This window comes from Geodermatophilus sp. SYSU D01106 (genome assembly GCF_054049995.1).
Map to the genome: position 1 here is coordinate 107,420 of NZ_JBJGYM010000011.1, position 22,947 is coordinate 130,366.

At 76.0% G+C, this 22,947-nt stretch carries 22 protein-coding genes; 8 read left to right on the forward strand and 14 right to left on the reverse strand.

The window, feature by feature from the left end:
* The first annotated feature begins 88 nt into the window (after positions 1–88).
* The 4 genes from ACI78R_RS13595 to ACI78R_RS13610 all read left to right on the forward strand — a co-directional run bounded on the left by ACI78R_RS13595 (position 89) and on the right by ACI78R_RS13610 (position 5,186).
* A complete protein-coding gene (locus ACI78R_RS13595; protein WP_457041100.1) occupies positions 89–1,486 on the forward strand; it encodes a C40 family peptidase in 1,398 nt (465 codons plus the stop codon).
* Between the two features lie 331 nt (positions 1,487–1,817).
* On the forward strand, positions 1,818–3,101 hold the full coding sequence (locus tag ACI78R_RS13600) for an AAA family ATPase (protein WP_457041101.1): 1,284 nt from the start codon (positions 1,818–1,820) through the stop codon (positions 3,099–3,101).
* A complete protein-coding gene (locus ACI78R_RS13605; RefSeq protein ID WP_457041102.1) occupies positions 3,098–4,198 on the forward strand; it encodes a DUF58 domain-containing protein in 1,101 nt (366 codons plus the stop codon). The genes ACI78R_RS13600 and ACI78R_RS13605 overlap by 4 nt, the downstream gene beginning before the upstream one ends.
* A 28-nt stretch (positions 4,199–4,226) precedes the next feature.
* Positions 4,227–5,186 carry a VWA domain-containing protein gene (locus tag ACI78R_RS13610; RefSeq protein WP_336027437.1) on the forward strand — a complete coding sequence of 320 codons (960 nt, stop codon included), beginning with the start codon at positions 4,227–4,229 and terminating at the stop codon, positions 5,184–5,186.
* Between the two features lie 72 nt (positions 5,187–5,258).
* Here the strand turns inward: ACI78R_RS13610 and ACI78R_RS13615 are convergent, their stop codons facing one another.
* The 9 genes from ACI78R_RS13615 to ACI78R_RS13655 all read right to left on the reverse strand — a co-directional run bounded on the left by ACI78R_RS13615 (position 5,259) and on the right by ACI78R_RS13655 (position 15,270).
* Positions 5,259–6,743 (reverse strand): glycosyltransferase family 2 protein, encoded by a 1,485-nt coding sequence (locus tag ACI78R_RS13615; RefSeq protein WP_073420246.1) that lies wholly within the window; start codon positions 6,741–6,743, stop codon positions 5,259–5,261.
* A complete protein-coding gene (locus tag ACI78R_RS13620) occupies positions 6,740–7,417 on the reverse strand; it encodes a hypothetical protein (RefSeq protein WP_457041103.1) in 678 nt (225 codons plus the stop codon). The genes ACI78R_RS13615 and ACI78R_RS13620 overlap by 4 nt, the downstream gene beginning before the upstream one ends.
* A 187-nt stretch (positions 7,418–7,604) precedes the next feature.
* Positions 7,605–8,576, reverse strand: coding sequence for a quinone oxidoreductase family protein (locus ACI78R_RS13625; RefSeq protein WP_457041104.1), 972 nt, complete (start codon positions 8,574–8,576; stop codon positions 7,605–7,607).
* Between the two features lie 84 nt (positions 8,577–8,660).
* Positions 8,661–10,397 carry a DUF429 domain-containing protein gene (locus tag ACI78R_RS13630; RefSeq protein ID WP_457041105.1) on the reverse strand — a complete coding sequence of 579 codons (1,737 nt, stop codon included), beginning with the start codon at positions 10,395–10,397 and terminating at the stop codon, positions 8,661–8,663.
* A gap of 235 nt (positions 10,398–10,632) precedes the next feature.
* Positions 10,633–12,039 carry an ATP-binding protein gene (locus ACI78R_RS13635; protein ID WP_457041106.1) on the reverse strand — a complete coding sequence of 469 codons (1,407 nt, stop codon included), beginning with the start codon at positions 12,037–12,039 and terminating at the stop codon, positions 10,633–10,635.
* A 311-nt stretch (positions 12,040–12,350) separates the two neighbouring features.
* Entirely contained in the window at positions 12,351–12,638 is a 288-nt protein-coding gene (locus ACI78R_RS13640; protein WP_457041107.1) for a hypothetical protein, read from the reverse strand.
* 598 nt (positions 12,639–13,236) lie between these two features.
* Positions 13,237–13,749 carry a peptide-methionine (S)-S-oxide reductase MsrA gene (msrA, locus tag ACI78R_RS13645; protein WP_245794523.1) on the reverse strand — a complete coding sequence of 171 codons (513 nt, stop codon included), beginning with the start codon at positions 13,747–13,749 and terminating at the stop codon, positions 13,237–13,239.
* A 101-nt stretch (positions 13,750–13,850) separates the two neighbouring features.
* Positions 13,851–14,675: an alpha/beta fold hydrolase gene (locus tag ACI78R_RS13650; RefSeq protein WP_457041108.1), complete on the reverse strand. Its 825-nt coding sequence runs from the start codon at positions 14,673–14,675 to the stop codon at positions 13,851–13,853.
* A 139-nt stretch (positions 14,676–14,814) separates the two neighbouring features.
* Positions 14,815–15,270 carry an SRPBCC family protein gene (locus tag ACI78R_RS13655; protein ID WP_457041109.1) on the reverse strand — a complete coding sequence of 152 codons (456 nt, stop codon included), beginning with the start codon at positions 15,268–15,270 and terminating at the stop codon, positions 14,815–14,817.
* A gap of 131 nt (positions 15,271–15,401) precedes the next feature.
* On the opposite strand from ACI78R_RS13655, the gene ACI78R_RS13660 reads away from it, so the two are divergent.
* Complete coding sequence (locus ACI78R_RS13660) at positions 15,402–15,920, forward strand: hemerythrin domain-containing protein (protein ID WP_457041110.1); 519 nt, start codon at positions 15,402–15,404, stop codon at positions 15,918–15,920.
* Here ACI78R_RS13660 and ACI78R_RS13665 read toward each other — a convergent pair.
* The 3 genes from ACI78R_RS13665 to ACI78R_RS13675 all read right to left on the reverse strand — a co-directional run bounded on the left by ACI78R_RS13665 (position 15,917) and on the right by ACI78R_RS13675 (position 18,433).
* On the reverse strand, positions 15,917–16,411 hold the full coding sequence (locus tag ACI78R_RS13665; protein ID WP_457041111.1) for a hypothetical protein: 495 nt from the start codon (positions 16,409–16,411) through the stop codon (positions 15,917–15,919). The genes ACI78R_RS13660 and ACI78R_RS13665 overlap by 4 nt on opposite strands.
* A gap of 61 nt (positions 16,412–16,472) precedes the next feature.
* The gene (locus tag ACI78R_RS13670; RefSeq protein WP_457041112.1) at positions 16,473–17,837 is read right to left on the reverse strand and encodes a CopD family protein; all 1,365 of its coding nucleotides are present in this window, start codon (positions 17,835–17,837) and stop codon (positions 16,473–16,475) included.
* On the reverse strand, positions 17,834–18,433 hold the full coding sequence (locus tag ACI78R_RS13675) for a copper resistance CopC family protein (protein WP_457041113.1): 600 nt from the start codon (positions 18,431–18,433) through the stop codon (positions 17,834–17,836). The genes ACI78R_RS13670 and ACI78R_RS13675 overlap by 4 nt, the downstream gene beginning before the upstream one ends.
* A 260-nt stretch (positions 18,434–18,693) precedes the next feature.
* Here ACI78R_RS13675 and ACI78R_RS13680 point away from each other — a divergent pair, with 260 nt between their 5' ends.
* Both ACI78R_RS13680 and ACI78R_RS13685 read left to right on the forward strand, forming a co-directional pair.
* The gene (locus tag ACI78R_RS13680; RefSeq protein WP_457041114.1) at positions 18,694–19,461 is read left to right on the forward strand and encodes a hypothetical protein; all 768 of its coding nucleotides are present in this window, start codon (positions 18,694–18,696) and stop codon (positions 19,459–19,461) included.
* A 76-nt stretch (positions 19,462–19,537) separates the two neighbouring features.
* A complete protein-coding gene (locus tag ACI78R_RS13685; RefSeq protein WP_457041115.1) occupies positions 19,538–20,245 on the forward strand; it encodes a class F sortase in 708 nt (235 codons plus the stop codon).
* Between the two features lie 13 nt (positions 20,246–20,258).
* Here ACI78R_RS13685 and ACI78R_RS13690 read toward each other — a convergent pair whose 3' ends face one another.
* Both ACI78R_RS13690 and ACI78R_RS13695 read right to left on the reverse strand, forming a co-directional pair.
* Positions 20,259–21,176, reverse strand: coding sequence for a hypothetical protein (locus tag ACI78R_RS13690; RefSeq protein ID WP_457041116.1), 918 nt, complete (start codon positions 21,174–21,176; stop codon positions 20,259–20,261).
* Positions 21,177–21,246: 70 nt separating this feature from the next.
* Entirely contained in the window at positions 21,247–21,978 is a 732-nt protein-coding gene (locus ACI78R_RS13695) for an SDR family oxidoreductase (RefSeq protein WP_073420230.1), read from the reverse strand.
* Positions 21,979–22,082: 104 nt separating this feature from the next.
* Here ACI78R_RS13695 and ACI78R_RS13700 point away from each other — a divergent pair, with 104 nt between their 5' ends.
* Positions 22,083–22,928 carry a LysR family transcriptional regulator gene (locus ACI78R_RS13700; protein ID WP_457041117.1) on the forward strand — a complete coding sequence of 282 codons (846 nt, stop codon included), beginning with the start codon at positions 22,083–22,085 and terminating at the stop codon, positions 22,926–22,928.
* The last annotated feature ends 19 nt before the right edge of the window (positions 22,929–22,947 follow it).

Genomic DNA, 22,947 nt, shown 5'->3' on the forward strand with positions numbered 1-22,947 from the left:
TCGATGACCGGCCTGGGTGGCGTCCGGTCCCGGGCGCCCGCACAGCGAGCGCCGGCCGGCGTGCCGGCGCACCGGGAGGGGTCGGCACGTGGGAACGGGTACGCGCACGCGACATCACCACTGGGCCATCCGCGCCGCCGGCACCGCGGTCGCCGGCCTGGTCGTCCTGGGGCTGACGCCGGGCACCGCCGCCGCCGCCCCGAGCGACGCCGAGATCGCCGCCGCCGAGGCCGAGCGGGTCGCCGCCGAGCAGCAGGTGGGCGTGCTGAGCGCCCAGCTCGCGCAGGCCGAGGCCGCCGCCGAGACGGCGCACCAGAACGCGCAGATCGCGCTGCAGGACTACGAGGAGACGCAGGCCGCCTACGAGGCCGCCCGCGCCGCCGCCGACGCCGCCACGGCCGCCGCCGCGCAGGCCGACGCCGACGTCGCCGTGGGCCGCGCGCAGGTCGCCGACTACGCCCGCACGACCTACATCCAGGGCACCACCGCCCCCGGCGCCGCCGCGCTCATGTCGGCCGACGGCCCCGCCCAGCTCATCGAGCGCGCCGCGCTGCTCGAGGCCGCCGGCAGCCACCGCGTCGACGTCGTCGGCGAGCTCGAGGTGCTGCAGCAGCAGGCCGTCGCCGCGCAGGAGCAGGCGCAGGTCGCCTCCGCGCAGGCCGAGACGCTGCAGGCCGAGGCCGCCGTCACGCTGTCCGGCGCGCAGGCGCAGGAGTCCGCCGCCCGCGAGCAGCGCGCCGCCGTCGCCGAGCAGCGCGACGCCGTCGCCGCCCAGGCGGAGGCCGCGGGTCTCGAGGTCGCGCAGCTGGAGGCCGAGCAGGCCGCCGCCGAGCAGGCCGCCCAGGCCGCCGCGGCCGCTGCTGCGCGGGCCGCCGCCCGCCCGGCACCGGCGCCGGCGCCCGCCCCGCGAGCCGCCGCGCCCAGCACGCCGTCCCGCTCGTCCTCGTCGGGCTCGTCGGCGACCACGCCCTCGTCCGGCTCGTCGTCCGGTTCGTCGTCGTCGGGCTCGGGCTCGGCGTCCTCGGGCAACCCGACGCCGCCGCCGGCCACCACCGCCGGCGCGCCCTCGGCGTCGGCGGTGGAGACCGCGATCGACGCCGCGATGTCGCAGCAGGGCCTGCCCTACAGCTGGGGCGGCGGCGGCAGCAACGGCCCGGGCTACGGCATCCCGCCGGACACCCGCATCTGGGGCTTCGACTGCTCCGGGCTCACCGAGTACGCCTACGCCCAGGCCGGCATCCGGATCGGCGGCACCAGCCGCGACCAGTGGTGGCGCTTCCGCGGCTCCACGGTGGCCCGCGCCGACCTGCGCCCCGGCGACCTGGTCTTCTGGGGCTCCGGCAGCTCGTACACGTCGATCTACCACGTCGCGCTGTACATCGGGAACGGCCGGGTGATCCACGCCCCGCAGAGCGGCGACGTCGTCCGGACCGGCTCCATGTGGTTCGGCAGCGACTACTTCGGCGCGGTCCGTCCGACCGCCTGACCGAGGAGGCTTCCCGGGCCGGGGAGGGGGACACCGGCCGGGGGAGGAGTGGGGCGTCGGGCAGCCACGGGGGGAGCTGCCCGACGCACCGCCCACGCTAGCAGCCGAGAGGCGCCCGGTGCAGGGGGACGCACCGGGCGCCTCCGCGCGTCCGGGGGCGGCGGCGTGTCCGGGCGGACGCGCCGCGCGGGGCGCCGCACGGCCGAACCGGACGGCGTGCCAGGTCGGGGTGGGACACTGGCGCCGGGACGGGCGAGCGGCCCGTCACCGGCCTCTCCGGGACCCCGACGACGGGTGCCCGGCGGCCGCGGACCGGCATCCAGGGAGCCCCGTGACCACCGCCGCCAGCACCCCTCTCGACAAGCCCGCGGGCGCGTCCGCCGCGAGCGGTGCTCCGGTGCCGCCGTCGGCCGACGCCGCGCGGCTGGAGCGGGTCCTGTTCGAGATCAAGCGGGTCATCGTCGGCCAGGACCGGCTGGTCGAGCGGATGCTGGTGGCGCTGCTGGCCCGCGGCCACGTGCTCCTCGAGGGCGTGCCCGGCGTCGCGAAGACCCTCGCCGTCGAGACGCTGGCGCGGGTCGTCGGCGGGCAGTTCGCCCGCCTGCAGTTCACCCCCGACCTGGTGCCCGCCGACATCCTCGGCACCCGCATCTACAAGGCCGGCCAGGACGCCTTCGACACCGAGCTCGGCCCGGTGTTCGCCAACTTCGTGCTCACCGACGAGATCAACCGCGCGCCGGCGAAGGTGCAGTCGGCGCTGCTGGAGGTCATGGCCGAGCGGCAGGTGTCCATCGGCGGCGTCACGCACAAGCTGCCCGACCCGTTCCTCGTGCTCGCGACGCAGAACCCGATCGAGTCCGAGGGCGTCTACCCGCTGCCGGAGGCCCAGCGCGACCGCTTCCTCATGAAGGTGCTCGTCGACTACCCGAGCCCGGAGGAGGAGCGCGAGATCATCTACCGGATGGGCTCGACGCCGCCGGTGGCCGAGACCGTCCTCGGCCCCGACGACCTGCGACGCATGCAGCGCACCGCCTCCCAGGTGTTCGTGCACCACGCGCTGGTCGACTACGTCGTGCGGCTGGTCGTCGCCACCCGCCAGCCGCGCGACCACGGCATGGACGACGTCGCCTCCTGGGTGTCCTACGGCGCCAGCCCCCGCGCGTCCCTCGGCCTGATCGCCGCCAGCCGCGCGCTCGCCCTGGTCCGCGGCCGCGACTACGTGCTGCCGCAGGACGTCCTCGACGTCACCGCCGACGTGCTGCGCCACCGCCTCGTGCTCTCCTACGACGCGCTGGCCGACGGCGTGCCCGCCGACCACGTCGTCAAGCGGATCCTGCAGACCGTGCCGCTGCCGCAGGTCACCCCGCGCCAGCGCGCCGGCGGCTTCGGGCCGGCCGCGCCCGGCGGCCCGCAGGTGCCCCCGCCCGGGGCGGCGCAGTACGGGCCGCCGCAGGGCGCGCCGCAGTACGGCCCGCCGTTCCCGCCGCCCGCCCCGCCGAACGGCCAGCAGCCCGGCCGTGCCCTCGGTCAGGCACCCGGTCAGGCGCAGAACGGCCAGCCCGGTCCCGGCGCGCCCGCCGGCAACGGGCACGCCCCGGGCACCCCGCAGGCGTGATCCTGCGGCGCGGCCGCGCGCGGGCGGCGGAGGCCGCCGCTGCCGAGGGTGCAGCCGGGACGGCGACGGATTCGGCACCCGCCGCGGGTGCGGCCGGCACACCCGGCTCCGGCACCCCCGGCTCCGGCACCCCCGGCTCCGGCATCGACCCCCGCGACGGCGACGGCTCCCCGCCGCACTTCGGCGAGGGCCCGGCCGACGTCCTGCTGCAGCGGCTCGAGCTCACCGTCCGGCGGCGGCTCGACGGGCTGCTGCAGGGCGACCACCTGGGCCTGGTCCCCGGGTCGGGCACCGAGGCCGGCGACTCGCGCACCTACCACCCGGGCGACGACGTCCGGCGGATGGACTGGCCGGTCACCGCCCGGACCCAGGTGCCGCACGTGCGCGAGACGATCGCCGACCGCGAGCTGGAGACGTGGGCGGTGGTCGACCTGTCGGCCAGCCTCGACTTCGGCACCGGCCTGTGCGACAAGCGCGACCTGGCCATCGCCGGGCTCGCCGCCGTCAGCCACCTGACCGTGCGCGGCGGCAACCGGCTCGGCGCCGTCGTCACCACCGGCGAGCGGGTCGACCGCTACCCGGCGCAGCCCGGCCGGCTCGCCGCCGACCGGCTGCTGCGCGCCGTCGTCGCCACCCCGCGGGCGTCCACCGGCCGCCGCGGCGACCTCGCCGCGGCGCTGGAGACCCTGCGCCGCCCGCCGCGCCGCCGCGGACTGGTCGTCGTGGTCAGCGACTTCCTCGGGTCGGACGCGGGGGAGACCGCCGACTGGGAGCGTCCGCTGCGCGGCCTCGGCACCCGGCACGAGCTGCTCGCCATCGAGGTGGTCGACCCGCGTGAGCTCGAGCTGCCCGACGTCGGCCTGCTCACCGTCCGCGACCCCGAGTCCGGCCAGACGCTCGAGGTGCCCACCGGCGACCCCGAGTTCCGGGCCCGCTACGCCGCCGGCGCCGCCGAGCAGCGGCGGGCCATCGCGGCCGGCCTGCGCCGCGCGGGTGCCGGGCACCTGCAGCTGCGCACCGACCGCGACTGGCTGATGGACGTCGTCCGTTTCGTCGCCGACCGCCGGCGCGCCGGCAGCGGCGGGGCCTCGCGGTGAGCGCCCCGCACCCCAGGAGGGCCCGCCCGTGAGTTTCCAGTCACCGCTGTGGCTGATCGCCCTCGTGCCCGTCGTCGCCCTCGCGGCGCTGTACGTGGTCAAGCAGCTGCGCCGGCGGGTGTACGCCGCGCGGTTCTCCCAGACGGGGCTCGCCGCGAGCCTGCTGCCCAAGCGGGCCGGGTGGGTGCGCCACGTCGCGTTCGGGCTGACGCTCGCCTCGCTGCTCGGGTTGGTGCTCTCGCTCGCGCAGCCGAGCACCGAGGTGCGGGTGCCGCGGGAGACCGCCACCGTCGTCCTGGCCCTCGACGTGTCGCTGTCGATGCAGGCCGAGGACATCGAGCCCAGCCGGTTCGAGGCGATGAAGGACGCCGCCAGCGACTTCGTCGACATCCTCCCGGAGCGGATCAACCTCGGGCTGGTGTCGTTCTCGGGCACCGCGTCCACGCTGGTGACCCCGACGACCGACCGCGACCAGGTGCGCGGCGCGATCGCGAACCTGGAGCTGTCGGAGGCGACGGCGATCGGCGAGGCGATCTTCACCTCGCTGACCGCGATCAGCACCTTCCAGTCGACCCTCGACGTCGGCTCGGAGGAGGCGCTGCCCCCGGCGCGGATCCTGCTGCTGTCCGACGGCTACAACACCGTCGGCCGGGAGAACACCCAGGCGATCTCCGCGGCGCAGGAGGCCGGGGTGCCGGTGTCGACGATCGCGTTCGGCACCGACTACGGCTCCATCGACATCGGCGGCGAGCGGACGCCGGTGCCGATCGACCGCGAGGCGCTGCGGCTGATCGCCGACGAGACCGGCGGGCAGTACAACGAGGCCCGCACCCGCGCCGAGCTCGAGGCGGTCTACGACGACCTGGGCAGCCAGATCGGCTACACCACCGAGCCGCAGGACGTCTCCTACTGGTTCGTGCGGGTGGCCACCCTGCTGCTCGCCTGCGGCCTCGGCCTCGCGGCCTGGCGGCTGCAGCGCCTGTTCTGACCGCGGCCCGGCCGCGCACGCACGAGGGGCCCCGGACCAGCAGGTCCGGGGCCCCTCGCGCGCGTCATGAGGTCAGACGCTGAAGCCGCGCTGACGGCGCACCAGCTTCTTCAGCATGAAGACCGTCTGCAGGATGGTCAGCAGGTAGAGGACCGGCCAGCCGATCGACAGGATCGCCGACTGCACGCCGATGCTCTGCTGGCTCCAGGCGAAGATCAGCACCGCGAAGGTGACCGCCGCGCAGACCGCCGGCATGACGTAGGCGGACCCGCGGCCGCGCTCGGCCGCCGCCTGCGCCGCCCAGTTGTCCTTCTCCACGCGGGCGAAGAACTGCACCCACGCGGTGACGAAGTGGCCCATCCGCACCCACATGTAGAGCTCGGCGGGCGCCACCAGGGCGGCGTAGAGGAGGTCCGTCGCGCTCTTGTCGTGCATCGCCAGCGCGATCCGCAGGTTCAGCAGCGTCGCCACCGCCGGCGGGATCAGCCAGATCGGGTTGAACACGAACGCGTCGATCGACAGCGCCGCCGCCAGCAGCAGCAGGAAGCCCATGCGGGCGGCGATGTTGAAGACCATCGAGATGTTCTCGTACCAGCGCAGCCGCAGGTTCGGGTGCAGCGGCTGGCCCTTGCTGTCGCCGCGCTGACCGGGCCACAGCAGGTCGATGCCGCCGAAGTTCCACTTCACCTGCTGGCCGTGCAGCGCGCGCAGCGTGGTCATCGGCCCCACGAACGCGCGGGCCCGAGCGCTGATCTTCGTGCTGAAGCCGGCGTCCTTGATCTGCAGGGAGAGCTTGGAGTCCTCGACCTCCGAGTCGCGCACCCACGGGGCGGACTGGTGGTGGCGGTACATGACGGCCTCCAGCGCGCGGACGCTGAAGAGGCTGCACTGGCCGCCGAGGACGGCCATGTTCCGGCCGCGGACGAGGTTGTCCATGTTGAAGCCGGCGAACTGGGCGCGCTGGCCGGCGACGAGGAACTTCGCCATCGCGCCGTGCACCTTGGACTTGTCGAAGGTGTAGATGGCCGACAGCCCGCCGATGCGCGGGTCGGTGACCATCTCCTTCTCCAGCCACTCGACGCAGCGCCGGTCGAGGGTGGTGTCGCCGTCGACGCCGAGGATGTAGTCGTAGCCGCGGCTGACGAAGTAGCCGTAGTTGAGCGCGCCGACCTTCTTGTCGGGGTTCTCGCCGATGTCGTGCACGTGCACGGTGGTCCGGTAGGTCTCGCCCTTGACCACGCGGGTGTGCTCGCCGACGAACTGGCCGGCGATCTCCGGGGTGTCGTCGTCGGTGTTGTTGATGACGACGTGGACGACGTCCGGCGGCCGGGTCTGCGACAGCAGCGAGGTGAGGACGTCGGCGATCGTCGACTCCTCGTTGTAGGCCGGGATGACGCAGCTGATGGTGGCGTGGCGCAGCGCCTCGGCGCTGTCCTGCGGGCCGCCGAACTCGGCAGGCACCAGCGAGCTGATGTCGGGGATCTGCTGACCGCCGCGGGCGAGCAGCTGCACGCGGTCGGTGGACCGCCGCATGCCGTGGACGACGAGCTGGGTCACGAGGGGTCCTCCTGCAGGAGCGGCAGCTCGAGGGTGTCGAGCACGGTCTGGCGGAAGTAGCGCTGGGCGCCGGGCTCGGTCTCGACCAGCAGGTCGAACTGCACCGTGACGGTCAGCGACGTCGCTGCCGGGGTGGCCTCGGTGAGGGTGAGCGCGGTGGTGTAGCTGAACGGCGGCATGAGCGCGAACTCGCCCCGGTCCTCGGCGGCGAGGACGCGGGCGGTGCCGTCGTCGGTCGTGGCGGCGAAGCGGGTGACGAGGACCTCGGTCTCGTCGTCCCCGCCCTCGACGTGCGCGGCGATCTGGATGGTCTTGTCCTGGGCGGCGGTCCAGGTGGTGGCCTGGTCGGCGGTCCAGTAGTCGACGACCACGGTGCGGTCGCCGGCCGGGAGCGCGCGGGTGAGCGAACCCGCGTCGAGGTCCCCGGCGGGGCGCACCGGCGTCGGGACGGCGACCTCGTCGGTCGTCGCCGTCTCCTCCGCGGCCCTCTCCTCCGCCGCGGTCTCCTCGGCGGTCTCGTCGGTGGGGTCGGCGGCCTCGGTGGTCTCGGCCGCGGCGGCGCCGAGACCGGGGCTCATGCTGACGTCGGGCCACTCGCAGCCGGTGAGGCCGGCGAGCAGGGTCGCGCCGAGCGCGAACGCGGCCGCGCGGGCACGGGGTGTCGGTCGGGACACGGTCTCCCCTGGACGATCCGGGTGATCGCCGGGGTCCGGGCGACGTTGCACACCCCCAGCAGTGGTCACCAGGGACGCTAGGGAGGGGATAGCGGAACGGTGTAGTGGTCGTGACCCGTCGGGGGGAGACGCGCCACCGCCCGGAGGGACGGGCCCTCCGGGCGGTGACGGTGCGTGAGGTGCGGTGTCAGCGGGTCGGGTCGAGGACCAGCTTGCCGGTGGTGCGGCGGGACAGGATGTCCTGGTGCGCCTCGCGGACGGCGGACAGCGGGTAGCGCCCGCCGCCGACCGGCTCCAGCGCGCCGTCGGCGGTGAGCTGCAGCAGGTCGCTCATCGCGTCGTCGAGCATCGCCGGGCGGCTGAAGCAGTGCGCCAGCCAGAAGCCGATGACGCCGCGGCTGGTGCCCATGAGCGACGGCGGCTGCACGGCCTTCGGCGGGCGCCGGCCGGCCATGCCGTAGGCGACGAGCCGGCCGAAGGGCGCGAGCGCGGAGAACGAGCCGTCGAAGACGTTGCCGCCGGTCATCTCGAGGACGACGTCGACGCGCTTCCCGCCGTTGGCCTCGCGCAGCGCGGCGGTGAAGGTCTTCGGGTCGTCGTCGGCGAGCGCGGGGTCGACGGTGGCGTCGGCGCCGAGCTCCTCGGCCAGTGCCCGCTTCTCCGGGCTGGACGCGGTGGCGATGACCCGCCCGGCGCCCCACCGCTTGGCCAGCTGCACGGCCAGCGACCCGACGCCGCCGGCGCCGGCGATGACGACGACCGACTCGCCCGCGGCCAGGTGCGCGCTGGTCCTGAGCAGGTGCCAGGCGGTGGTGCCCTGCAGCACCAGGGCGAGGGCCTGCTCGTCGGTGACGGCGTCGGGCACCGGCCACGTCAGCCGCGGGCTGCCGACGACCTTCTCGGCGTACCCGCCGCCCTCGACCAGCCCGACCACGCGCTCGCCGCCGCCGGCGGGGCGGCCGACGAACTCCGCGCCCGGCACGAGCGGGAGGGTCTGCGGCGCGAGGTAGCTGTCCTCGGTCTGGTGGGTGTCGGCGTAGTTCACGCCGGCCGCGCTCACCTCGTAGAGCTGCTGGCCGTCGCCGGGGACGGGGTCGGGGAGGTCGACGACGTTCAGGACCTCGGGGCCACCGAACTCGGTGATCTGGACTGCGCGCATGCGGGTGAGGCTATGACTGCTCACCCCCGGTCGTCGTTCCGGGCAGTCTCGTCGGGTGTCGGGTACTCGGCCGCGGCGCGGTGGTCAGCTGCTGGTGAGCCGCTGCAGCCGGGTGGTCAGCGCGGTGCGGCGGTCGGCGTTGCCGTGCAGGTCCACGTACCGCTGCCCGAAGCCGGCCAGCAGCGTGTCGTCCAGCCGGCGCACGGCACCCGGGGGGTAGCGGTAGTCCATCCGGGCGGTGATGCCGCTGTCGTCGACGCCGCGCAGCACTTCACCCAGCTCCACCAGGCTGGTCACGCCGAGTTCGAGCAGGAGGCCGGAGATCCAGGTGTAGTGGTCCGGGCGCGACCAGCCGGCGTCGGCGTACTGCCCCGCCAAGAACGCAGCCAGTTCCCGAGGCGCGATCCGAGGGTCGTCGGGGTCGATGTCGTCGGCCTCGTCGGCGGGAACCGGTGCCCGGAGGCGCTCGCGGATCGCGGTGAACTGCTGGTCGGCCAGCTCCAGCAACCCGGCGGCCAGGGTGAAGCGGCGGTCGAACTCGGAGGCGTGCTCGTCCGGCACCGTCCCCTTGTAGCGGATGTCGTGCTCGAACTCGGCCCACGCGTGCTGCAGCACCGTGCGCACCTGCACCTGCACCACGCGCCCGACCAGCTCCGGCAGCTCGGCCGCCCGGCCACGGTCCACGCTGATCAGCAGGTGCCGGCTGGAGTAACCGAACCGGCCCTGCTGCGCGGTCCGCCGCCCCATGTCGAGGTCGTCGATCACCCGCACCTGCGCGGCCAGCAGCTCAGCGACCGCCTCCACGTCGCTCTGCACGTAGGTGATCACCCGCACGCCGATCTGGTCGGTGATCTCCCGCATCGGGTCCGGGTACGCAGGCACGCCGTCGACCGTGCGGGCCGCCTTCTCCGCGAACGAGGCGATTGTCTTGGTCCGCCCGGTCACCGACAGGTAGTTGATCCCGGCCTCGTCGAGCACCCCGGTGACGAGCGCCAGTGCCTGCTCCCCGGCGACCAGGGTCTCGGGCCGGCCGTCGGCGTACGCCTGGATGGCCTGCTGCACGGGGTCGGGCGGTGGCGCGGCATCCCGGGGGCCGGGCTGCAGGTCCGGCGGCAGGCTCGGGGTCACGATCGCGCCGCCGGCGGCGTCGCCGTAGGTGGTCACCTCGTCCGGGCGTCGGACGGCGATCCATCCCACGTAGGCGCACACCACGGCGTCGACCTGGTCCTCCGCCACCCGCAGCTCGCTCTTGCGGGTGGCGGCCTGCACATGCCGGCGCAGCGCGGCGAACGGTTCCCCGAGGTCGAGCTCGGCCACCGCGCTCAGCAGATCGATGAGCAGCAGCAGCTCCGCGCGCATCTGTTCGAGCACCCGGCCCGGCTTCTCCTTGTACTTCAGCGTGCGGCCCAGCCGGAACAGCGCCACCGTCGCAGCGTGCGGGTAGACCTCGATCGCCCGGCGGTCGCGGCGCGAGCGGGGGTCCAGGTCCAACTTCAAGCGCCGGCCGATCCGCCCGCCGCGGGTGTCACCATCGGTGAACTCGGCTCTGCCGGTGTTCGTCGGGTGCGCCCCGGCCTCGAACCTCGCGAAGTCGGCGTTGAGCGCCCGCTCGGCGGCCCGGTTCCCGGTGGCGTTGGTGACCACCAGCGGGGCGTCGATCGCCACGATGCACGGACCGGCGGTGAACGGGGCCAGCGCGGTCTCGATCTCCTCGTCGGTGCGCACCGCGCTGACGTGCACCAGTCGGCCGGCGTCGTCCAGCACGGCGAGGCCGGTGGGTTGCCTGAGCCCCCAGGCGAGGTCGATCCCGATGTGCCGCACGGGCTCAGCTTGCCCTGCCCCGCAGCTCGTCGAGGCTCGTCCCGTGAGATCCGACCAGGCGTGTACGGGTGCCCCTGCCCGAGGTCGCTCGGATGGGCGCCGTTCCACCGACCGGCTGTTCCCCATGGTGGACGAACGCGAGGACATCGACGGGACGTGTCTGCCGGGCGCTGGCCGAGCGGGTGGCCCGGCGGGACCCCGGGCCGGGACCTGTCCGGCCGAGACCGCGGTACGGCTAGCGGGTCGGAGGTTCCCCGGGACTCCCGGCGCCCGTGACGGGAAGGCGGACGCACAGCACCGTCTCGCCCGGCCGGCTCCGGATGCTGATCTCGCCGCGGTGCCGCTCGACGATGCGACGGGAGAAGTCCAGCCCCAAGCCCGTTCCCTCGCCCACGCCCTTGGTGGTGAAGAACGGCTCGAAGGCGCGCTGCCGGATCTCGGGGGACATGCCCGTGCCGGTGTCGGTGATCTCCACGACCACCTCGGCCCGGTCGGCCCGCGTGGCGACCCGGAGGGTCCCGCGACCGTGCATGGCGTCCAGTGCGTTGTCGATGAGATGCGTCCAGAGCTGGTTGAGCTCGGCGGGTAGCGCCGTGATGCGGGGGACCGGTGTGCCGTACTCGCGCACGACCGACACCTCCGGGGGGATGCGGTGGGCGAGCGTGGCCAGGGTGCTCTCCAACCCCTCCGCGACGTCGGTCTGCTGCACCGCGGCGCGATCGAGCTGGGCGTAGGACCTGACCGCGGAGACGAGGTCGGAGATGCGCCGCGTGGCCTCGTCGACCTCGCCCAGCAAGGTGGTTGCGGACAACGTGCTCGCGACCCACTCCAACCCAGGTCCGAGCCCCGTGGGCCCGAGCGCCTCGGTGAGGCGCTCGCACCACTCGGTGTCGGCACCGGCTTCGGCGAGCGCCGGCGCCGACTGCCACGCGTCGGCCACGCCGCGCCGGGACAACCAGTCCGCGAGCTCGTCCTCACGATCCGCGAGCGTCACGGGATCGACGGGCGGTCCGTTCCCGAGCTCCTCGCGGAGTGCGTCCAACCGGGCGAACCCGTCCGCCGTGACCGTGACCGCGGCCAGCCCGCGCAGGGCGGAGGACATCCTGACGTGCGCCTCACCGAGCGCGTCGACCGCACGGACCGCGGCAGCAGCCGGGTTGTTCAGCTCGTGCGCGAGGCCGGCGGCCAGCGTGCCCAGGGCCGCCAGGGCCTCTCTCTGCCGAGCCATCGTCTCGTAGTTCCTGGCGGACCGGGACACGCCCTCCGCGAGGGACAGCCCGAGCGGGAAGTGGGCGCTCCAGAGGGTGCGCAGGTCCTCCGCCGGTACCCGGAGGACGCGGCCGCCGGTCGCGGCCCGGCCGGTGGCGAGGTAGGCGCCGTGCTCGTCCCATGCGCGGAACCCGCCTGCCCAGCGCCCCGGGACGTCCATGGCGCCCAGCCGCGTCTCGTCGGTGCCGAGGTGACGTACCAGCTCGACCCTGCCCTCCAGGAGGACCCACCAGTGCTCGGCCGGGTGGTTCTCCTGGAAGAGCACGTCCCCGTCCTCGAACCGGACCTCCGATCCGACGGCCAGCAGCGTGCGCAGCTGGTCGTCGTCGGTCCCCGAGAAGAGGGGCAAGCCGTGCAGGTCGTCGAGGTCCATCAGGGCGTCGCGGTCGTCGGGCGGGCGGGGTGCACGGCATGGCTCCCTCTGCGACAGGCCGGGGCGGTCCACGTGGTGGAGAACTCCGACGGCCCCGGGAGACGGTGCGGGCATCCAAGCACGGCGCGGACGTGCACACGGGGGCGTGCTGCGCGCCGACGGGGAGCCCCCCAGAGCTGCGCGCCGTCGCCGGGGACGGGCTCGGGGAGGTCGACGACGTCCAGGACCTCGGGGCCACCGGACACCGTGATCTGCACGGCTCGCACGCAGGGAGGCCATAGTTCCGCCGTCCCGGCCCCGGTGGGTGCGGGTCAGACCGGGGAGGTCACGCCCGTCAGGTCCTCGGAGACGGCCCACAGCCGGCGCTGCACGGCGAGGTCGTAGGACTGCGGGCTCGAGGTGACCAGGCGCGGGTGTCCGCGGACCTCGCCGCGACCGCCCGGGCCGTAGTACTGCCCGCCGAGCACGGCCGGGTCGGTCGCGGCCCGCAGCGTCGGCAGCGCGCCCATGGCCGGCGGCTGGGTGAGGAGCGGGGCCAGCAGCTCCACCGGCGCCCGGAGCGCGGTGGGGGAGTTGCGCACCAGCTCGGTGTCCGCCACCCCCGGTGGGCGGCCACCGCGACGGTCGCCGCGGGCCGCGGGCCGCGAGCCGGCGCTGCAGCTCGTAGGTGAACATCAGGTTGGCGAGCTTCGACTGCCCGTACGCGCCGACCCGCGAGTAAGAGCGCTCCCACTGGAGGTCGTCGAGGTGGATCGCGGCGCGGATGCGGTGGCCGACGCTGCTGACCGTGACCACGCGGGAACCGGGCACGGGCAGCAGCCGGTCGAGGAAGAGCGCCGTGAGCGCGAAGTGCCCGAGGTGGTTGGTGCCGAACAAGCGCACGGCTCTGCGCCGGCTCGCCGCCGGCGCCGACCTCCTGCGCCGGTACGTGCCGGAGCTCGGCGAGGCCGCGGAGGTGTTCTGCTTCCACGCGCTGGTCCTGGCCGGTGCCCTCTGGCCCCCTACAGCTCGCCGCCGCCCGGCGTGCGGGCCGCCTACGAGGCCGAGCCGGAGCTCGCCGTCCTGCACGCGGACCCGCAGGAGTCGCTGCAGCGGGCAATCCGGACCCTGCTCCTGGGGGCCGTGCCGCGCGACTGACGCCGGGGCCCGGACGCAGGACGGCCGGCCCGCGCTCGGCGGGCCGGCCGTCCCCTCGCGTCAGGCGGTCTGCGCCTCGCGGCGCGGGAGCACCCAGTCGGGCCGCACCCAGTGGCAGGTGTAGCCGTAGGGGATCTTCTGCAGGTAGTCCTGGTGCTCCTCCTCGGCCTCCCAGAACGCGCCGGCCGGCTCCACCTCGGTGACGACCTTCCCGGGCCACAGGCCCGAGGCGTCGACGTCGGCGATGGTGTCGAGCGCGACCTGGCGCTGCTCCTCGCTGGTGTAGTAGATCGCCGAGCGGTAGCTGCGGCCCACGTCGTTGCCCTGCCGGTTCCTCGTCGACGGGTCGTGGATCTGGAAGAAGAACTCCAGCAGCTCGCGGTAGGAGATCACCGCCGGGTCGAAGACGATCTCGACCGCCTCGGCGTGGTCGCCGTGGTTGCGGTACGTGGCGTTGGGGGTGTCGCCGCCGGAGTACCCGACGCGGCTGGAGAGCACCCCGGGGCGCTTGCGGAGCAGCTCCTGCGCGCCCCAGAAGCAGCCGCCGGCGAGGATCGCGGTCTCGGTGGTCACGTGTTGCCTCCCTGTCTGGTCCTGCATCCCGCGCAACTCCCCGGACGGGGCCCGTGTTCCGCCCGGCTCCCGTCGGCCGGGAGCCGGGCGGGCGGCGGGCGTCAGGAGCGGATGAACTCGAGCAGGTCGGCGTTGATGGTCTCGGCCTGCGTGGTCGGCATGCCGTGCGGGAAGCCGGCGTAGGTCTTGAGCGTCCCGTTCTGCAGCAGCTCCGCCGACAGCGGCGCGGAGTCCTCGTACGGCACGACCTGGTCGTCGTCGCCGTGCATCACCAGCACGGGGACGGTGATCTTCTTCAGGTCGTCGGTGAAGTCCGTCTGGGAGAAGGCGACGACGCCGTCGTAGTGGGCCTTGGCGCCGCCCATCATCCCCTGCCGCCACCAGTTGGCGATGATCGCCTCGACCGGCTCGACGCCGTCCCGGTTGAAGCCGTAGAACGGCCCTGACGGCAGGTCGCGGTAGAACGCGGAGCGGTTCGTGGCCACCTGGGTCTGGATGTCGTCGAAGACGCTCTTGGGCAGCCCGCCGGGGTTGGCGTCGGTCTGCACCATGATCGGTGGGACGGCGCTGATGAGCGCGGCCTTCGCGACGCGGTCCTCCCCGTGCCGTGCGAGGTAGTGGGCGACCTCGCCGCCGCCGGTCGAGTGGCCCACGTGCACGGCCTCGCGCAGGTCGAGGTGGGCCGTGAGTGCGGCCAGGTCGTCGGCGTAGTGGTCCATGTCGTGCCCGTCGCTCGTCTGGGTCGAGCGGCCGTGCCCCCGGCGGTCGTGGGCGATGACCCGGTAGCCCTGCGCCAGGAAGAACATCAGCTGCGCGTCCCAGTCGTCGGCCGACAGCGGCCAGCCGTGGCTGAAGACGATCGGCTGACCGGTGCCCCAGTCCTTGTAGAAGATCTCGGTGCCGTCGTCGGTGGTGATGGTGGGCACGGGGCGCCTCCGTCGGTCTCGGGAAGGGGGAGCGCTGCCGGACGCGGTCCGGAGCGCGCCCCATCCCAGTGGCGCCGGGTGTTCCGCGGGAGTCCGGCGCGGGTCGTCCCGGTGAACTCCGGCGTGTCCTGGCGCCGTGTCACCCGGTGGCGTCCGCCCGTCCGGCCAGGTCCTCCGCGCGGCTCCGGAGCGCCTCGTTCATCGCCCGGAAGCCGGCCTCGGTCTGCCGCAGCGTGCCCGCGACCAGCGGCACCAGGACACCGCGGAACACCTCCCGCTGCAGCAGGTCCGTGCCGCCGTCCGCCCGCGGCGTCAGCGTGAAGGAGTGGGTGCCGTCGAACAGGCCGGGCACGCCCAGCCGGCCGAGCCACGCCAGCTCCCGCTCCTCCTCGACGGCGGTGACGGTGGGGCGGAACGTCATCCCGCGGCCGCCGGGCGGGACGATGCGCACCCGCAGCCGCTGCCCCACCCGCAGTTGCCCGGTCAGCTCGGGGACGAACGGGTTCCAGGCGCCGTACGCGGACGTGTCGGTCAGGACCCGCCAGACGACGGCGGGCGGCGCGGCGACGGTCGTGGCGGCGCTGAGCTCTCGCACGGTGCGCTCCAGGGGAGGAGAGGGACGGCGCCGGTCATCGTGGCCGAGACGGCCGTCCGGGTCGATGCCGTCCGGGTCGATGTCGTCCGGGCCCGCGGCTGGGACGCGTCCGGACCGGGTAGCCGGTCCGGGTGTCCGACTTCGAGATCACCGCCCTCGTCCTCGCCGAGCACGAGGTCTTCCGCCGCGAGTTCGCCGCCCTCGACGACCTGTCCGGCCCCGAGCTCGCCGCCGCGTGGGAGGCGCTGCACGCCCGGTTGGAGGTGCACGCCGTCGCCGAGGAGCAGCTGTTCTACCCGCTGCTCGCCCAGGAGGCCGACGGTGAGGAGGAGACGGCGGAGGGGGTGCACGACCACAACGAGATCCGCCACGCCGCGGCCGCCGTCGGGGAGCACGAGGTCGGCAGCGAGCCGTGGTGGGAGGCGGTGCACGCGGCCCGCCAGGTCAACGCCGACCACATGGCCGAGGAGGAGACGGACTTCTTCCCGCCGTTCCGGGAGGCCGTCGACGACGGGCAGCGCGAGGCCCTCGGGATGCGCTGGCTGGCCTTCCACGACGAGCACGAGCGGGCGAGGGGACTGTCCGGCGAGGACGCGGAGGTGGCCGAGGTGGTCCCCACCGACGTGCCGGAGAGCGACCCGTCCGTCTAGCTCCCGTCGCCGGCCGGCGGCTCGGGCCAGCCGGCCAGGGTGCCGATCCAGGCGAGCGCGAGCCAGGCGCCGTCGAGCGTGCCGGTCGCCGTCCCGTCGGCGACCTCGAGCCGCCACGGGGCGTCGGCGTGGCGAGGCCGGCGCGACCCGGTGGCCGGCACCGCGCCGACCACCCGCCAGGACCGGACGGGCAGCTCCCGCGGCGGCCGGCCCGGCGGCACCGCCCACACGCCCTCCCGCGAGGCCGCCACCGGCTCGGCCCGGGCGGAGGCCGGCCACCGCAGCCGGACGGCGCCGAGGCCGAGGTACGCGGCGGGGTCCGCGGGCACGCTCCAGTCCGGGCGGCGCGCGCCCCCGGCGGCGTCGGCGCCCAGCGTCACCACGGCGGAGACGGCGTGCAGCAGGCCGCCGAGCACCCGCCCGGCGCGGCTCTCCGGCGGGACGTCCTCGACCCGCCACCGCACCAGGCCCCGCAGCTCCGCCTCGCCCACCGGGCCAGCCTGCCGCAGGAGCGCCTCCGGCACCCGGCGGGCACGGGAGGCCGGCGGCGCGTCACCCGACGACGAGCACGCCGGTGAAGGAGGGGTCGGACCTGCTGGTGAACGGATAGGTGCCCGGCCGCTCCGGCGCGGGGAAGGACGTCAGGCTCCCGGCCGGGATCTCGGCGTCGAAGGACCCGTCGTCGGCGGTGACCGTGACCGCGGCGCCCGTCGGGTTGTGCACGGTCACCACGGAGCCCGCCCGCACGGGACCGGTGACGGTGAAGCCCGTCGGGTCGACGAGGACGGGCACCGAGAGGTCCCCGTGGTCGTGGACGGACGACGGAGCCGGACCGCCCGGCGCGGCGGCCCCGGCTCCCGCGGCGGCCGGCGCCGGGGCGGGTCCGTCGGCCGCGGCCGGCGGCGGCGAGGCCGCCAGCGCCACGGCCAGCGCGACGGTCGCGAGCATCCCGGCGACCTCCGCCGCGGCGAACCGGCGGAACGCGCCGGGCCGGCCCTCGGCCAGCCGGGGCAGCGTGCGGCGGCGGTGGTGCCGGCCGAGGGCGACCAGGACGGCCAGCGCCCCGGCCTTGCCGGCCAGGAGCAGCCCGTAGCCCGACCCCAGGCCGGCGAGCAGGCCGGTCCCGCGGTCCAGCGCCGACCAGCCCGCGAGCAGCCCGGTGGTCCCGACGACGGCGGCGCAGCCCAGGGCCAGCGCGCTGAAGCGGGGAGCGGCGCGGGTCAGGACCGCCGGGTCCCGGCCGTGCAGCAGGACGGCGAGCAGGCCGCCCACCCACACGGCGGCCGCCACCACGTGCACGGTCAGGACCGCCGTCGACGCCAGGTGGTCCCCGGCCGCGGCGGAGTGACCGGTGAGCACGGCCGGCACGACGACGCCGACGCCCGCGACCGCGAGCAGCACGCGCGCGGCCGGGGACCCCGCGCACCGGCGGGCGCCCACCGCGACCACCAGGGCGGCGGCCGCGGCGCCCAGCGCGGCGTCGCCGGCCGGCACCTGGGTCAGGAAGGCGCGCACCGACTCCGCGCCGAGCGCCCACGGCGGCACGCCCACCAGCCGGGCGAGCGTGAGCGCGGCCTCGACGACGACCGCGACGGTCCACGCCGCGGCCCACCACGACGCCGCGCGGACGGCGCGCCGCGAGGCCCGCGGCAGCACCCGCCCGGGGACCAGCACGGCGGCGAACAGCAGCGCGCCGACGGTCCCGAGCGCGGCGACCCGGACGGCGAGCGTCGCGACCGGCAGCCCCCACTCCACGACCGCACCGGACCCGGACCCCGTCGTGGCCGCCCCGCCCACGACGAGGGCGAGGACCAGGACGGCGCCCAGCCCGAGGACCGCGGTCGCGGTGAGGCCCGCGACCGGCCGCCGCGTCCGCTCGGCCGGGGCTGCGGCCGGGCGGGGGAGGAGCGCGGTCACCGGCGGCGGCGCAGCTGCACGGCGGCCAGCGCGGCCGCGACGACGAGGACGGCGGCCGCGCCCCCGGCCAGCCACGGCGTCGAGGAGCCGGACCCGACCGGCCGGGCGGCGGCCGCTCCCTGGATCGGCGTGGCGCCGTGCCCCGTGGCGCCGTCCGCCGTGGCGCCGTCCCCCGTGGTGCCGCCCGGCGCGGCGCCTCCCGTCACGGTGAAGGTGGTGGTGCCGCTGACCGGGTGCCCGTCGGCGGAGGCGATCCGCCAGGTCGCCGCGTAGGTGCCGGCGGGCAGGTCGCCCGGGAGGGGCAGGCTCACCGTCGGGCCGGAGACCGAGGGGACGCCGTCGCCGACCCGGGCGCCGTCGGGTCCGGTGACCACGAGCTCGGCGCCGAGCTCCTGCACGTCGCCGCTGAACCGCAGCTCCACGGCGGCGGGCGCGGCGCCCAGCGACGCCCCGTCGGCCGGTGTCGCCGAGACCAGCGCGTCGTGTGCGGAGGCGGCCGGCATGCCGATGCCGAGCAGGGCCGCCGTCCCGACGAGCACCGCGGCCACTCCCGCGAGCACCCGACGAGCCGGCCCGGTGCGCTCGTCGCTGTCCATGCCCGGTGTTCGCACCGCGACCCCGATCCGGCTTGCCGGAGACCGGGGTGAACCGGATCCGGGCCGGCCTGCGAACACCACCTGCGGACGGTGACCGGCTCCGAGGCGAGCGCGGTGGACCCGTCCCTGCGGAGCCCTTCCCCGGGCTCGTCCCACGGCCCCGCGCACCGCGGGAGTCGCCCCGTCCGGGAGCGCAACGACCAGCCCCGGACAGCCCTCGCCCGCCGGGCGGCGGTGCACCCCGACCGAGGAGAGAACCCATGCGCAAGGCACTCGCACTCCCCACCGTCGCCCTCGCGGCCGCGGCCTTCCCGCTGCTCACCGCGACCGGCGCCTCCGCCCACGAGGGCAGCCACAGCTACCAGGCCGACCTCGGCTCCCTCAACGACTCCGGGGCCACCGGGACCGCGATGGTCACCCTGGACGGCACCACCGCCACGGTGATGATCGAGGCCTCCGGCCTGCTCCAGGGCGCCCCGCACGCCCAGCACTTCCACTTCGGCGCGGCCGGCGCCTGCCCGACGCCGGACGACGACGAGAACGGCGACGGCTGGGTCAGCGTCACCGAGGCGACCGAGGACTACGGCGCCATCGGGACCTCGCTGACCACCACCGGTGACACGAGCCCCGACAGCGGGCTGGCCATCGACCGCTTCCCGACCGACGGCGAGCTCTCCTACGAGCGCACGCTCGAGGTCACCCCCGACGTCGCCGCGTCGTTCGAGGCCGGGACCGCCGTGCTCGTGCTGCACGGCGTCGACAAGGACGGCAGCGGCACCTACGACGGCACGGTCATGAGCGACCTCGACCCGTCGCTGCCGATGGAGGCCACCGCCCCGGCCGCCTGCGGCCCGCTCGCCGCGTCGCAGATGGGCGCCGCGCCGAGCGGTGGCGCCGAGACCGGTGGCGGCGCCACGGCCGGCACCGAGCAGCACGCCGCGCTCGCGGTGGGTGCCGTCGCCCTCGTCGGCGCGGCCGCGGCCGGCACCGTCGCCGCCCGCCGTCGCCAGGCCGCCGACCAGGCCTGACGGCCCGCCGTGCCGCGCGGGGGAGGACCCCCGCGCGGCACGGCCCCGCCCGGCGCCCCGAGACCCGGAGGACCCCGTGACGTCCCGCCGCTCCCCCCGCACCTGGCTCCTCGCCGCCCTCGCCCTGGCGGTCGTGGGCGTCGTCGCCCTCGTGGTCGCGACGACCGGGCAGCAGTCCCCACCGCAGCCCGCCGCCGGCGCCGGTGACGACGGCGCGACGTCGTCACCGTCCTCCGGGACGGCGCAGCCCGCCCCTCCCGCACCCGCCGAGTCGTCCGCACCGGCCGCCGGGGCCGGCGGGACCGCCGGGGCCGCCCCGGTCGCGGCGCCGGTGTCGGTGTCGGTCGCGGCGATCGGCGTCACCAGCGAGCTCATGGACCTCGGGCTGAACGACGACGGCACCGTCGAGGTGCCGCCGCTCGAGCGGGACGACCGGGCCGGCTGGTACAGCCCCGGCCCGGCCCCCGGCGCCGTCGGCCCGGCCGTCCTGCTGGGCCACGTCGACTCCGCGGAGTACGGGCCGGGGGTCTTCTACGACCTCGGCGCGCTCGAGCCGGGCGACGAGGTGGAGGTCACCCGGGAGGACGGGACCGTCGCCGTGTTCGCCGTCGACCGGGTCGAGCGGCACCCGAAGGACGAGTTCCCCACCATCGAGGTCTACGGCAACACCGACGGCCCCGAGCTGCGGCTGATCACCTGCGGCGGGGCCTTCGACAGCGGCGTCGGCAGCTACGAGGACAACGTCATCGCGTTCGCCTCGCTCGTCGGGACGCGCCCCGCCTGACCGGGCGCGCCGCTCAGGTCACGGGCAGCGCGACGAGCCGGGCGGCCAGCTCCGCGTTGCGGCGGAGGAACGGCCCCCAGCCCGCGGGCGCGCGCGTCCCCGGCGACGCGCGCGTGCAGGGCTCCTGGTCCCAGTCGCGTACCCGGCCGCCCCGGATGCGCAGCCGGACGAGCACCTCGCCGGTCCAGCCGGTGACGTCACCGTCGGCCCGGCCCTCCGCCGCGGTGACCCGCTGCGGCGCCACCACCCACCGCAGCGCCTCGATCTCCTCCTGCAGGCGGGCGGCCGCCTCGTAGGCCTGCGCCTGCGCCGCGGTGTCGCGCCGGGCGGACAGCGCCGCCACGGCGGCGGCGACCGCGGCCGGCTCCCGGTCGAGCACCGCGGTCAGCGCGGCGGCGAGCTCGGGCACCGGGGTGTCCCGCCCGCCCCGGGCCCGCGCCAGCTCGCGCGCGGCGGCGCTGCCCGCCGTGCCCGCGTGGGTCAGCGGATACACGCGGCCGAGCCCCGAGACGGCCGCGCGCACCCGCCGGGCGCCGAGGTAGGGGCCGAACAGGCGCACGTCCGGTCCCGGCCGGGGGTCGGAGACGACGTCGAGGCGCGGCGCGTCCGGCGAGGCGTCCAGCCGGATGCGGACGGGCACCTCCAGGCCGCCGGCGATGCGGTTCCACGGCGGCAGCGAGCGCTCCAGCAGGTTGCGCTCGGCCCACGCGGCCTCGTGCACCGAGTCGCACTCCAGCGCCTCGATCCGGGTCACCCGCCCGACCATCCGCCGCAGGTGCCGCCGGTCGCGCAGGTCGCCCCAGTAGGAGCCGACGCGCGAGCGCAGGTGGGTGGCCCGGCCGACGTAGAGCACGCGCCCGCCGCCGTCGCGGAAGCGGTAGACGCCCGGGGCGGCCGGCAGGGCCGCGACGGCGTCCGGTCGGGCGGGCACGCGCCCATGGTGCGCACGCCACCGCCTCCCGTGACGGCGCCACGCCCCACCCGTCACGGGCGCCCCACGGTCACCAGGGAACCGTGCCGGCGTCCTCGAAGAACCCGCCCGTCGGCCCGCCGTCGGGCAGCGTGGCGAGCCGGATCGGCGTCGCCGCGCCCTGCTGGGGGGTGCGCACGCCGCGGAAGCCGTTGAGGTCGGTGGCGACGTAGCCGGGGCACGCGAGGTTGACCAGGATCCCCGTACCGGCCAGCTCGCGGACGTACTGCACCGTCACCGCGTTGAGGAACGTCTTCGACGGCGAGTAGGCCACCGCGACCGGCCCGGTGGTGAGCTCGCCGTCGGGCCCGGACTGGCGGGTCAGCGACCCCACGCCGCTGGACACGTTGACGATCCGCGGCGACGGCGAGCGGCGCAGCAGCGGCAGCATCGCGTTGGTCACCCGGATCACCCCGAGCACGTTGGTCTCCACGACGGTCCGGACGACGTCGAGGTCGACGGTGGTCGGCCTCTGGTCCATGCCCCCGGTGATGCCGGCGTTGTTCACCAGCGCGTCCAGCCGGCCGAAGCGGTCGGCGAGCAGCTCGGCCGCGGCGGCGACGCTCGCGTCGTCGGTGACGTCCAGCGGCACGCCGACCGCGTCGACGCCGGCCGCCCGCAGCCGGGCCACCGCCTCCTCCCGGCGGGCGTCGTCGCGCGCCCCCACCCCCACGCGGTGGCCGAGGGCCCCGAGCCCCGCCGCGATCTCGTACCCGATGCCCTTGTTCGCGCCCGTGACCAGCGCGGTCCTCGTCTCTGCCATGCCGTCGAGCCTCGGCGCGGGCGGCGCGGCCGTCCAACACCGTCTCGGTGCCGGCCGATACCGCGGCGGTATGGATCGGCGGGCTCCCGGCGTTGGGCCCGGTCGTGGAGACGCGGGAGCTGCGCTACTTCGTCGCCGTCGCCGAGGAACTGCACTTCGGCCGGGCGGCGCAGCGGCTGGGCATCGCCCAGCCGCCCCTGTCCCGGGCGATCGGCGCGCTCGAGCGGCGCCTGGGCGCGACCCTCCTGCACCGCACCAGCCGCTCGGTGGCCCTGACCGACGCGGGCGTCGTGCTCCTGCGCGAGGCCCGCGCCGCCCTGGACGCGGTGGAGGCCGCCGAGCACCGCACCCGCCGCGCCGTCGCGGACGCCGGCCGGCCGCAGGTCGTGCTCGCCACCAAGGCCGCCGCCTCCGCCGAGCTGCTGGCCAAGCTGCTGTCGGCCTACGCCGCGGAGCCCGGGTCCGTGCCGGTCGACGTCGTGCTGTGCGGCCCCGGCGAGCAGGGGCGGCTGCTGCGCACCGGGCGCGCCGACGTCGCCCTGCTGCACCGCCCCTTCGACGACACCACCGGCCTCGACGTCGAGGAGCTGGCCACCGAGGGACAGGTCGCGCTCCTGCCCGCCGGCCATCCCCTCTCCACCCGGCGCGAGCTCCGGCTCGCCGACCTCGCCGACGTCCCCGGCCTGCCGGCGCCGCGCTGGCCCGGCCCCGACGGCGGCTACGCACCCGGTCCCGGTCCGGAGGTGCACAGCCACACCCAGCTCCTGCAGCTGGTCTCGCTCGGCCGCACGCACGTCGTGCTGCCCGACTCGGTCCGCGCCCAGCTGCACGACGACGTCGTCGCCGTGCCGGTCGTGGACGCCGAGGAGGTCACCACGCTCGTCGCCTGGCCGCCGCACAGCCGGTCGCGGGCCGTCGCCGACCTGGTGCGCACCGCGCTGCGGCTCTGAGCCGGCCCCTGGACGGCCC